Annotated in this window: 9 protein-coding genes; 5 read left to right on the top strand and 4 right to left on the bottom strand. The window is 74.3% G+C overall.

What is annotated here, in order from left to right; all coding sequences use genetic code 11:
• Positions 1-988: aldehyde dehydrogenase family protein (locus tag WMI84_RS13125; RefSeq protein WP_347353849.1), on the bottom strand; the 988-nt coding region annotated here is incomplete at its 3' end.
• Entirely contained in the window at positions 985-2,376 is a 1,392-nt protein-coding gene (gabT, locus tag WMI84_RS13120) for a 4-aminobutyrate--2-oxoglutarate transaminase (RefSeq protein ID WP_347353847.1), read from the bottom strand. The genes gabT and WMI84_RS13125, both read right to left, overlap by 4 nt.
• Positions 2,377-2,477: 101 nt before the next feature.
• Here gabT and WMI84_RS13115 point away from each other — a divergent pair, with 101 nt between their 5' ends.
• Together WMI84_RS13115 and WMI84_RS13110 are read left to right on the top strand one after the other, a co-directional pair.
• Positions 2,478-3,941: a PucR family transcriptional regulator ligand-binding domain-containing protein gene (locus WMI84_RS13115; protein WP_347353845.1), complete on the top strand. Its 1,464-nt coding sequence runs from the start codon at positions 2,478-2,480 to the stop codon at positions 3,939-3,941.
• Positions 3,942-4,182: 241 nt separating this feature from the next.
• Complete coding sequence (locus tag WMI84_RS13110; protein ID WP_347353844.1) at positions 4,183-5,736, top strand: PucR family transcriptional regulator; 1,554 nt, start codon at positions 4,183-4,185, stop codon at positions 5,734-5,736.
• 55 nt (positions 5,737-5,791) lie between these two features.
• On the opposite strand, the gene WMI84_RS13105 is transcribed toward WMI84_RS13110, so the two are convergent.
• Together WMI84_RS13105 and WMI84_RS13100 are read right to left on the bottom strand one after the other, a co-directional pair.
• Entirely contained in the window at positions 5,792-6,973 is a 1,182-nt protein-coding gene (locus WMI84_RS13105) for a serine hydrolase (RefSeq protein ID WP_347353842.1), read from the bottom strand.
• Positions 6,970-8,496, bottom strand: a complete 1,527-nt coding sequence (locus WMI84_RS13100; RefSeq protein WP_347353840.1) for an amino acid permease — start codon at positions 8,494-8,496, stop codon at positions 6,970-6,972. Before WMI84_RS13100 ends, WMI84_RS13105 begins: the two co-directional genes overlap by 4 nt.
• Before the next feature lie 242 nt (positions 8,497-8,738).
• Here WMI84_RS13100 and tmk point away from each other — a divergent pair, with 242 nt between their 5' ends.
• The 3 genes from tmk to WMI84_RS13085 all read left to right on the top strand — a co-directional run.
• On the top strand, positions 8,739-9,470 hold the full coding sequence (tmk, locus tag WMI84_RS13095) for a dTMP kinase (RefSeq protein ID WP_347353838.1): 732 nt from the start codon (positions 8,739-8,741) through the stop codon (positions 9,468-9,470).
• Positions 9,467-10,618, top strand: coding sequence for a DNA polymerase III subunit delta' (locus tag WMI84_RS13090; RefSeq protein ID WP_347353837.1), 1,152 nt, complete (start codon positions 9,467-9,469; stop codon positions 10,616-10,618). Before tmk ends, WMI84_RS13090 begins: the two co-directional genes overlap by 4 nt.
• A gap of 24 nt (positions 10,619-10,642) precedes the next feature.
• A partial coding sequence (locus WMI84_RS13085; RefSeq protein ID WP_347353835.1) for an alpha/beta fold hydrolase occupies positions 10,643-11,964 on the top strand: 1,322 nt, incomplete at its 3' end.

Here is an 11,964-nt window from a genome sequence, read left to right as displayed (position 1 = left end):
CTCCGGCCTCGGTCAGCCGTTGCACCCCGGCGGCATAGCCGTCGGCGATCTGCCGCGTCAGCAGCGGGCCCGGCGCGACGTCGGCCACCGCGGCTCCGACGGCCTCGGCGATGCCCGAGCCCGCCGGGACGAGGAGCAGGCCCGGCTTGGTGCAGAACTGGCCCTGCCCGAGCGTGAACGAGCCGACGAACCCGGCGGCGACCTGCTCGGCGCCCACTGCGGCCGACGGCGTCACCACGACCGGGTTGACGGTGCCCATCTCGGCGAAGACGGGGATCGGGACCTCCCGGCGCGCGGCACGTTCGACGAGGGCCAGGCCGGCCTGCTGGGAGCCGGTGAAGGCGACCGCCGTGATCTCGGGATCGTCGACCAGGGCGAGGCCGGCCGCGAAGCCGGAGACGAGGCCGAAGGTCCCGACCGGCGCGCCTGCGCCGGCGAGCGTCTGAACCGCGAGCTCGGCGAGCGCCACCGACAGCCGCGGGTGGGCCGGGTGTGCCTTCACGACGACGCTGCAGCCCGCGGCGATGGCCGAGCAGGTGTCGTGTCCGAGCACCCCGAAGCCGAAGGGGAAGTTGCTCGCCCCGAACACCGCGACCGGTCCGAGCGGCAGGTTGGCGCGTCGCAGCACGGTCGGCGCCGGCCCCGGGACCGTGTCGACCACGGCGCCGACCCAGTGCCCGGCGGCGGCCACCGTGCCGTAGAACCTGGCCGAGGCGGCGCACTTGGCCAGCTCGCCGCGCAGCCGTGCCTCGCCCAGCGCGGTCTCCTCGTCGGCCAGGGCGACGAGTGTGTCGGCGTGCGCCTCGAGGGCGCCGGCTATGGCCTCCAGCCATGCCGCCCGGACGGCCGGCGGCGTCGCGGACACGCGCGGGAAGGCCTGTGCCGCGACGTCGAGCGCGACGTCGACCTGCTCGGGCGTGCTCTCGGCTGGTCCGGCCACGCGCCGGCCGGTGCGCGGTTGGTACGAGGCGGTGGCGAGCGTGGTCATGCCGACACCTGCTCGGGCTCGGCAACCGCGATGTGCTCGCGGATCGCGTCGGACAGCACGGCGAGCGCGTCCGCCAGCAGGTCCGGCTCGATGACCAGCGGCGGCAGGAGCCGGATGACGTTGCCGAGCGTGCCACACACGAGCACCAGGACGCCCTGCCGGTGGCAGGCTGCCGCGATGGCGGCAGCGGCGTCCGGGTCCGGCTCCAGCGTGCCGGGGCGGACGAGCTCGAGCGCGAGCATGGCGCCGCGGCCACGCAGCTGCGCGACCCCCCGGTCCGCTTCCACGACCGGGGCGAGGGCCCGCCGGACCTGCTCCTCGATGGCCCGGGCCCGCCCGGTCAGGTCCTGCCCGTCGATGGCCTCGAAGACCGCGAGGGCGGCCTCGCAGGCCAGCGGGTTGCCGGAGTAGGTGCCGCCGAGTCCGCCCGGCGACACTGCGCCCATGACCTCGGCCCGGCCCGTCACCGCCGAGATTGGCAGGCCGCCGCCGAGGGCCTTGGCGGTGCACACCAGGTCGGGCACGAACCCGTCGTGCTCGGAGGCGAAGAGGGTGCCGGTGCGGGCCAGCCCGGCCTGCACCTCGTCGCCGACCACCACGATGCCGTGGCGGTGGGCCGCCTCGGCCAGACGGGGCAGGTACCCGCGCGGCGGCACGATGAAGCCGCCCTCGCCCTGGATGGGCTCGACCACGACGCAGGCGAGCTGGTCGGCCCCGACCCGGTCCACGAGCTCCTCGAACGCGTCCAGCGCCGCGTCGGCCACCTGTGCCGGGGCGAGGCTGCCGGGCCACCTCAGCGGGTCGGGGAACGGCGCCCGGTGCACGTGCTCGGTCGGCAGCGGCCCGAAGCCGGTCTTGTAGGGCTTGTCCTTGGCGGTCATCGCCAGGGTGAACAGGGTGCGGCCGTGGTAGGCGTTGCTGAAGACGACCACGCCCGGCCGTCCGGTGGCGGCGCGGGCGATCTTGACCGCGTTCTCGACGGCCTCCGCCCCGGTCGAGAAGAGCGCGGTCGTCTTGGCGAAGTCGCCCGGCGCGTTTGCGTTGAGCCACTGCGCGACCCGCACGTAGCTCTCGTATTGCGTGACGAGGAAGCAGGTGTGGGTGAAGCGCTCCGCCTGCGCGGCGACCCGGCGCGCCACCTCCGGGTGCGCGGCGCCGACGCTGGTCACGGCGATCCCGGAGGCGAGGTCGACGATCCGGTTGCCGTCGACGTCCTCGATGATCCCGCCGCCCATGCGTTCGACGAAGACCGGCAGGGTCCTGCCGAGGCCGGCGGGCAGGGCCGCGTCACGCTCGGCCTGCAGGGCAAGCGACCGGGGGCCGGGGACCGCCGTGCGCAGGTGTCGGGTCTGGGGGATCGTCGGGTCGGCCGGGACGTCACGGGACATGGGGGCACTCCTTTGTCGGGTGCCGCCACCGTAGGCACGGCAAGGCTGCCCTGTCATCGGATGATCCGTCCCAAACCATCGAGATGATGGACGATGTGTCCATGACGACCCTCGGCGAGCTCAGCGCGGCCCTGGGCGCGGACCTGGTCCGGGTCGGTGCCGTCGTGCCGTCGGCCGAGCCCCTCACCGGCGTGCACGTCAGCGAGCTGCGCGACCCCCGCCCCTACCTCACCGGTGGCGAGCTGCTGCTCACGACCGGGATGAACCTGACGATGCACACCGCGCCCCTGCGGGCCTACGCGACGATGCTGGTCGGTCACGGCCTGCGTGGGCTGGCCCTCGGCCTGGGACCCGTGCACACCCGGGTGCCGCCGGTGCTCGTACGGGTCTGCGACGAGGCCGGCCTGCCGCTGTTCGTGGTGCCCGAGCCGACCCCGTTCCAGCTCGTCGCCCGGCGCTACTGGGAGCTGCTGGCCGCGGCCGGCCGCGCCGACCTCGACCTCGCCCTGGGTGCCCACCGCGACCTCGTCCGGGCCGCGAGCGACCGCAGCCCCGTCGCCGCGGTCGTGCGGGTCCTCGCCGCGGCCATCGACGGCTGGGCGGCCCACCTCGACCCGGACGGCTCGGTGGTGACCGTCTGGCCCCGCACGCACCGGTCGAGTGCCCGGCAGGTCGGCGGCGAGGTGCGCCGACTGCGCGGCGCGGGGCCACACGCCGCCGCGACGTTCCCGCTGGGCGAGCTCGACGTGGCGGTCCAGCCGCTCTCCCGCGAAGGGCGGCTGCGCGGTTTCGTCGCCACCGCCCAGCGGCGGCCGGTCCCGCCCCGCAACCGGCAGCTGCTGGTGACGGCCACCTCGCTGCTGGCCCTGGCCGTCGAGCTGCGCCACACCGGCGTGATGCGTCGGCGGGCCGAGCGCGAGGCAGTGGCCGCGCTCCTGCTCGCCGGCCGGGTCGACGCGGCGCGCGAGCTGGCGGGAGCCCTCTCGCTCGACCCGCCGCCGGGCACCGCCCGGCTCGTGGTCCTCGGGCCGTTGGGCCGGGACGCCGCCGACGAGCTGGTCGACGAATGCGAGCGCCACCGTCTCGACGTCTGGGGGCACTGGCAGCCCGACCGGCTGCGGCTGCTCGCCGCCTCCGGCGACGCGGTGCGCCTGCTGGACCTCGGCCCGGGCCTGCCCGCGAGGGTCGCCACGCCGGAGCTGGCCCTCACCGCGACGGGGGGTCCGATGGTCGCGACGACCCTGCGTGCGACCGAGCGGATCCTGGCCGGCCTGCCGGACGGCGCCCGCGTCGACCTCGCGGCCGGCAGCGACCCGCAGGACGGGGGCCGCCGTGACTGGCTCGCCCTGCAGGCGCTCGGCCGGCCCGAGCTCGAGGCCGCCGTGGTGGCGTACCTGCGCCACCGGGGGAGCTGGGAGCGAGCGGCGCACGAGCTGGGCTGCCATCGCAACTCGCTGCGCCACCGGATCGCCGCCGTGCAGCAGCGCACCGGCATCGACCTGGACGACCCGACGAGCGCGGCAGCCCTCTGGCTCGCGCACGTCGAGCTGTCCGGGGCCGGCTGAGCCGAGGGTATGCCGCCCACCGCGGCCGGCGCGGACGGGTCGTTGCGCCGGGCGCTGAGCCGGGGGTATGCCGTCCGCCGCGACCGCGGCGGACGGGTCGTTGCGCCGGGGGCCGGCTGAGCCGGGGGTATGTCGCCCGCCGCGGCCCAGCAGGCGGGTCGTTGCGCCGGGGCCCGGGTGAGCGGCATACCCTCCGTCCGGTAGGGCCCGCCCCCACGGTGCGGCATCGTACGCTTCCTGCATGCCGATCACGGTGGCGCAGCTGGCCGCGGACAGCGACCAGCTCGGGCTGACGGTGCTCTCCGGCCACGTCGGCCTGCGGCACGAGATCAGCTGGGCACACACCAGCGAGCTCGTCGACCCCACGCCGTGGCTCGACGGCGGGGAGCTGCTGCTCACCCTGGGTCTCAGCCTGCCCGTCGATCAGGTCGGTCGCGACGAGTACGTCGCGCGGCTGGCGCGCGCCGGGCTCGCGGGCCTCGCCTTCGACACCGGCATGGTCCACGAACAGGTGCCCGCGGAGGTCGTCGCGGCCGGTGACCGCTACGGGCTGCCGGTGCTCGCGGTGTCGGCGCGGACGTCCTTCATCGCGATCAGCAAGCGGATCATCACGACCCTGAACGCCGACCGCGTCAACGAGGTCGCGCTCATCTCCCAGCACCAGGACCGGGTCGCCGAGGGCGCCCTCACCGCCGGGCCCGTCGGCGCCCTGGAGGCGCTCAGCGCCGCCCTCGGGGTGACGACCGCGCTGGTCGACCCGGCCGGGCGCGTCGTGCGCGCCTGCGGCACCGGGCTGCCGCAGCTGGAGGCGCAGCTGCGGGTGGTGTGGGCCAGGCCGCGCCGACCGGTGAGCATGACCCATGCGGACGACAGCGGCATCCTCATGCTGCAGACCCTCGACACCGACCAGCCCTCCCCGATGGCGCTCGCCGTGTGGGCCAGCCGCCCACTGTCGCAGCACGAACGGCTGCTCGTCAGCCACGCCGTGACCGTGCTGGCCCTGGCCACGCGCACCTCGCGCAGCGTGCGCACCATCGAGCGGAGGGTGCGCGAGGCCGCCTTCCGGGTGCTGCTGGCCGGCGACGACCCGGCGCACGACGACCTGGTCGAGTCGTTCGGGTTCGGCGAGGGACAGCCGCTGGTGGTGCTCGTTCTCACCGGGACCGACCAGGTGGGCGAGCTGCTGCCCGTCGTCGAGCGGCAGCTGGTCCGCACCGGGGTGACGCATCTGGTCACCACCGCCGGCCACGAGGTCGTCGTCGCCGCCGCCGTCGGCAATGCCGCCCGGCTGGCGACCGGGCTGCAGTCCGCCGCCCGCAAGGCGCTCGGCCTGCGCCCGGTCGTCGGCACCAGCGGGTCGGTCGGGGTCCGCGAGCTCCGCTCCGGCCTGGCGCAGGCCCGGGCCGCCGCGCTGACCGCGGCCGCACAGGAGAGCCGGCGCGCCGACTACACGAGTCTGGGCCTCACCGCGCTGCTGCTCGGCTCGCAGACCGACGAGGCGCTCGAGGTCGTCTGCGACTCGGTGCTGGGACCACTTGAGGACTACGACCGCAGCCACGGCGGGGGGCTCGTCAAGGCGCTGGACGCCTACCTGCACCACTGCGGCCACTGGGGGCGCGCGGCGGACGAGGCGGGGATCCACCGGCACACGCTGCGCCGGAAGGTCCGGCTTGCGGCCAGCCTGCTGGACCGCGACCTCGACAGCCTGTCGGGGATGGCCGAGGTCTGGCTGACCCTACAGGCCCGGGCCAGGCTGCACGGCCATGCCGTGCCGCCCGGCCCGGCCCGGCCGTGACAGGTCGCCGCCGCCCCGGCGCTCGAGTCGGACGGGTGAGCCGCCGCCGGATCGCCTAGGAGTGCGCCTCCGGGGCCAGCGCACGCGAGATCGACTCGAAGGCGCCGAGCGTGTCGTAGTAGGCGACGGGGTCCTGCGCGGTGGGCCAGGCAGACAGCTTCACGCCGGTCACGCCGGAGCGCTGGTTGACGTAGAGCAGCTGGCCGTGGATGCCCAGCCCGAGCAGGACACTGCGCCCCGGGAAGGGCACCCAGACCTGGTTGCGGTAGTGGCCGCCCGGCATCCCGGTCGGCGAGCTCGACCGTGCGAAGGCCCGCTTGCAGTCGTCGCCGGCCAGCAGGGTGTCGGTGACGAACCACGGCGGGGTGACCTGACGGCCGTCGGCGGTGCGCCCGTTGGCCCGCAGCAGCTCGGCAAACCGGGCGGTGTCGCGCAGGGTCGCGCTCATCCCGCCGTCGCCCACCGCCACGCCTGCAGGGTCGAGCGTGATCGACGCGTCGGACTCGGCCCCGACGGGCTGCCACACCCGCTCGCTGACCAGGTCGGCCAGGCTGGTGCCGGTCGCGCGCTCGCACACCCAGCCCAGCACGTTGGTCTCGCTGGAGCGGTAGCTGAACCGGTCACCGTGGTCCCGCTCCCGCGGGAGCGTGCGCAGGAAGGCCTGCAGCGACGCCGGGACGTCGGGTCGGGCCGGGCGCCAGCCGGCGGCGTGCTCCATGCGGTACACGTCGGCGTCGGGGTCGTGGTAGGTCTCGCTGAACCGGACCCCGGAGCGCATGTCCAGCAGGTGGCGGACCGTCGCGCCCGCGAAGCCGCTTGCCGACAGCTCGGGCAGCACCGCCTCGACCGGGTCGTCGAGGCGGAACAGCCCTTCGTCGGCCAGCGAGGTGACCACGACGCCGACGACCGTCTTGGTCAGTGACATCAGCAGGTGACGGGTCTGCGGGGTCATCTCGCCGTGGTACTCCTCGGCCACGATGTCACCCCGGTGCAGCACGACCAGGCCGTCGGTCCAGGTCGCCTCCACCACCGCACCGACCGTGCCCGTCCCCACGACCTCCCCGACAGCGTCGTGCCGGGGAGTCGCGATGGAAAGGACGTCCTCGCCGGCCCGCCAGGCCAGCGGGGACCAGCTCGTGGCCGCCGGGATCGGGGCGGTCGGGATCAGCTCGTCCAGGTGCAGGAACGACCACCGGTTGTGGGGTGCCTCGGACCAGTTCTCGAGGGTCGCGGTCACGACACCGCGCCGGCCGGGGTCCGGGCTGCGCCGACCGGTTCCAGCTCGCCGTCGTGGCCCTGCGGCCCGCCGGGGCCGGCGGCGTCGCTAGCCGCGTCCGGCGCAGCGCTCATGCCCGCGGCGACACCGGCTGGCGCGGCCGGGCCGTCGACCGGTTCGGGGACCTCCGGGGAGACGACCTTCTCGCGGTGACCCTTGATCAGCCGGAAGACGATCAGCAGGGCGGCCCACGACGCGAGCCCGAGGGTGATCTGCGAGCGGGTGTCCTCCTTGACGGCCATCGACACGAGGATCGCGACCATGGCGACGATCGCGGCGATGGTGAGCCACGGGAAGAGCCACATCTTGAAGCGGAGCTCGCGGCCCTCGCGGTCCGCCCGCCGCCGCAGGACCAGCTGCGAGGTGGCGATCAGGATGTAGGTGAACAGGATGACCGCGCCGGACGAGTTGAGCAGGAACGAGAAGACGGTGTCGGGGGCGACGAACGCGGCGATGACGCAGAGGAACCCGACGACCGTGGACATCAGCAGGGCCCAGGTGGGGACGCCGCGCTTGTTGACGCGCAGCACGGCGGCAGGAGCCTCGCGACGGCCGGCCAGCACGAAGAGCATCCGGGAGGCGGTGTACAGCCCCGAGTTGAGGCAGGAGAGCACGGAGGTGAGCACGACGGCGTTCATGATGTCGGCGGCGTGCGGGATGCCGATGCGGGCGAAGGCGCTGACGTAGGGCGAGGCGCCGACCTCGGTCGAGTTCCACGGCAGGATCACGGCGAGCAGGAAGACCGAGCCGACGAAGAAGATCAGGATGCGCCAGACCACCGAGCGGGTGGCCTTGGTGACGGCGCGCTCGGGGTCGTCCGACTCGGCGCCGGCGATCGTCGCGATCTCGGCACCGACCATCGAGAAGATCGCGGTGACCATGCCGGCGAGCAGGATCGTCTTGCCGTTCGGGAAGAACCCGCCGTGGGCGGTCAGGTTGCTGAGGTCGAGGCTTGCACCCGGCAGCAGGCCGAGGACGAACAGGCTGCCCAGGGTGAGGAAGATCAGGATCGTGGCCACCTTGATGCCGGCGAACCAGTACTCGAACTCGCCGAAGGACTTGACCGAGTAGATGTTGGTCGCGGTCATCAGGACCATCAGGACCAGCGACATGAGCCAGAGCGGCTGGTCTATCCAGTACTGCAGCACCTTGGCGCCGGCGACCGCCTCGAAGCCGACGACGATGACCCAGAAGTACCAGTAGAGCCAGCCGACCGAGAAGCCGGCCCAGGGGCCGAGGGCGCTGCGGGCGTAGTCGGCGAACGAGCCGGTGCTCGGGCGGTCGACGGCCATCTCGCCGAGCATCTGCATGACGAGGACGATCAGGATGCCGCAGAGACCGTAGGTGATGAACGCACCGGGACCGGCCTGGTTGATCACGACACCGGACCCGACGAACAGTCCCGCACCGATGACTCCGCCGATGGCGATCATGGTCAGGTGGCGTTGGCGTAGCCCCTTGTGGAGGGTGGGGGCAGCAGACATAAGGCGTCCTTTCCGTGGAGGCGGCCACCTCGATGTGACCCGTTCGAAGTGTGAAGTCGGGCGGATCGGCCACGGAAGCGCCAGGTTGGCACTTCCCTGCGGGCGTCATGCGCCGTCTTGTCCATGACCGGGCCTCTGCGCTTCGCCGGCAGCGGCCGGTCCACGCTCGGCAGACGTCGCTCGGCAGGCTGCGGCCGGCCCGGTCCGGGACCGGTGTCGGGTCCGTCACATAGGCTCGGGCCGTGGACGAGACCGGTGGTGCGAGCGGGGCCCTGCCGGCCCGGCGCGGCACTGCGCCCGGCTGGTTCGTCTGCTTCGAGGGCGGTGACGGGGCTGGCAAGACGACCCAGGTGCGGCTGCTCACCGACGAGCTCGAGCGCCGCGGTCACCCGGTGCTGGTCACCCGGGAGCCCGGTGGCACCCGGCTCGGCGAGCAGATCCGCGACCTGCTGCTGCACGGCGGCCACGTGGCGCCGCGCGCGGAGGCCCTGCTGTACGCGGCCGACAAGGCCCATCACGTCGACCAGGTGGTCCGGCCCGGGCTGGCCGCGGGGCAGGTCGTGGTGACCGACCGCTACACGGACAGCTCGATCGCCTACCAGGGGATGGGCCGCGGGCTCGGCCGCGACGAGATCCGTCGCCTGCTGCACTGGGCCGTGCGCGGGCTGTTGCCCGACCTGACCATCGTCCTGGACGTGACGCCCGAGACGGGGCGGCTCCGTCGCGGCCCGGTCCACGACCGGCTCGAGGCCGAGGCCGACGAGTTCCATGCCGTGGTCCGGCAGGGCTTCCTCGACCTGGCCGCCCGCGACCCCGCACGCTACCTGGTGCTCGACGCCGCCAACCCCCCGGAGGAGATCGCCCGGCAGGTGCTGGGGCGCCTCGAGGCCGTCTGGGCGGCCGCCGCCCACGCGAGCGCGGGCGGGCGGCGGAGCCGGCTGGGCGGCATACCGACATCGGGGGAGCGGGCGTGAGCGTCTGGTCCGACCTCGTCGGGCAGGAGCCGACGGTGGACACGCTCTCCCGGGCGGCCCGCGACGAGACCGCGATGACGCACGCGTGGCTGCTCACCGGCCCGCCGGGCTCCGGGCGGTCCAACGCGGCGCGGGCCTTCGCCGCGGCCCTGCAGTGCCCGCGAGGCGGCTGTGGCGAGTGCCGGGAGTGCCGCACCGCGCTGGACGGGTCCCACGCCGACGTCAAGGTGGTCGCGACGGAGGGCCTGTCGATCGGCGTCCGGCTGGCGCGCGAGCTGGTCCAGGAGGCGGCCCTGCGGCCCTCGGTGGGGCGGTGGCGCGTGATCATCGTCGAGGACGCCGACCGCCTGACCGAGCAGGCCTGCAACGCCGTGCTCAAGGAGCTCGAGGAGCCGACCCCCCACACGGTCTGGGTGCTCTGCGCGCCCAGCCCCGAGGACGTCATCATCACCATCCGCTCCCGGTCGCGCCACGTCCGGCTGCGCACCCCCCCGGTGGCGGCCGTGGCCGAGCTGCTGCAGCGGCGCGACGGGATCGAGGGGCCGATGGCGCTCTACGCCGCGCGCGCCGCCCAGTCCCACATCGGCCTGGCCCGGCGCCTGGCCCGCGACGAGGGGGCCCGGATCCGGCGGCACGGCATCGTCTCGATGACGGTCCGCATCCGCGGCGTCGGCGAGGCGATCCAGGCCGCCGAGAACCTGTCGGCGATCGCCGACGAGGAGGCCGCCGCCGCCTCCGCCGAGCGGGACGTGGCCGAGCGGACGCACCTGCTCGAGACCCTCGGCGCCGACCCGACCGCCCGCACCCAGCCGCCGCACGTCCGCGCGCAGCTCGGCGCGCTGGAGCGCGACCAGAAGGGCCGGGCCAAGCGCCACGTGCGCGACGTCATCGACCGGTCGCTGGTCGACCTGGCCTCGGTCTACCGCGACGCCCTGGTGCTCCGGCTCGGCTCGGACGTCGAGCTGGTCAACCCGGACGCGCTGGACAAGGTGCGCGCCCTGGCCGGCGTGTTCACCGCCGAGCAGCTCCTCGGCCACCTCGACGCGATCGGCGAGGCGCGCGAGCGGATCGAGGCCAACGTCGCGCCCCTGCTCGCCCTCGAGGCGATGGCCCTGCGGCTGCGGGTGCCGCGCGACCTCGGGTTCTGAGCCGGGCGGGTTACCGTTTCGCCCATGAGTCATCGCAGCGTCCGCCCCGGCCTGCGCCCGCGTGCGCGGGCCGCGCTGCGCCGACTCCCGGTGGTGCGTCTCACGGCCCTCGTGGCGCTCGTCGTCGGCGGGCTCGTCGGGTGCACCACGGCGGGCCCGGGCCCGGTCCCGTTGCCTGCCCCGGCCGATCCTGCGTCGGTCACGGCGCCGCCGGTGCCGGACCTGGCCAGGTACTACTCGCAGCACCTGCAGTGGAGCACCTGCCGTGGCACCTACCAGTGCGCGGACCTCGCCGTTCCGGTCGAGTATGCCGACCCGACGCGCGGCGACATCGCGATCAAGGTGCTCCGCGCCCCGGCCCGCGACCAGAAGGACCGGATCGGCTCGCTCGTGGTCAACCCGGGCGGCCCGGGCGGGTCCGGGGTCGACTACGCCGAGGACGCCGACCTGATCGTCGGGCCCTCGGTGCGCAAGTACTTCGACGTCGTCGGATTCGACCCGCGCGGGGTCGGCGAGTCGGCGCCGATCGACTGCCTCACCGACCACCAGCTCGACGACTTCCTCGGCACCGACCCGACCCCCGACGACCACGCCGAGCAGGAGCAGCTGCTCGACGAGGCCGAGGACATGGCCCGCGGCTGCGAGGCCCGCAACAAGGCGCTGCTGCCCTACGTGTCGACCGTCGACGTCGCCAAGGACCTGGACGTGCTGCGGGCCGCGCTCGGCGACGCCCGGCTGACCTACCTCGGCAAGTCCTACGGCACCTTCCTCGGCGCGACCTACGCCGAGCACTTCACCGACCGGGTCGGCCGGATGGTCCTCGACGGGGTCGTGCCGCCGGACCTCACCAGCGCGCAGATGGCCAAGGGCCAGGCGGAGGGTTTCGAGCTGGCGACCCGGACCTACATGCAGGACTGCATCGACCAGGGCGACTGCCCGTTCGGCGACACCGTCGACGGGGGCATGCAGTGGCTCCGCGACTTCCTGCACCGCCTGGACGAGCAGCCGATCGCCAGCGGCGACTCGGCGGTGCCCGAGCTGAACGAGGCGTGGGCCTCGCTCGGGATCGCGGCCGCGATGTACGACCAGGGCCAGTGGGGCATCCTCACCGACGCACTGGTCGCAGCCGAGCGCGGGGACGGCTCCAAGCTGATGGACCTGGCCGACACGTATGCCGATCGGGACCCGGGCGGACGCTACACCGGCAACATCATGGAGGTCATCTACGCGGTCAACTGCCTCGACCGCCCGGACAGCCCCGACCTGGCGACCTACCAGCGGTACGCGAAGGAGTTCGCCAAGGTGGCCCCCACCTGGGGGCCGTTCCTGGCCTGGGGCAACCTGCC

Origin of the sequence: Intrasporangium sp. (assembly GCF_039812505.1) — a bacterium.
In the GTDB taxonomy this organism is placed as follows: domain Bacteria; phylum Actinomycetota; class Actinomycetes; order Actinomycetales; family Dermatophilaceae; genus Intrasporangium_A.
The sequence above is the reverse complement of the archived record's forward strand: the minus strand, read 5'-3'. Positions and strand labels throughout refer to the sequence as shown.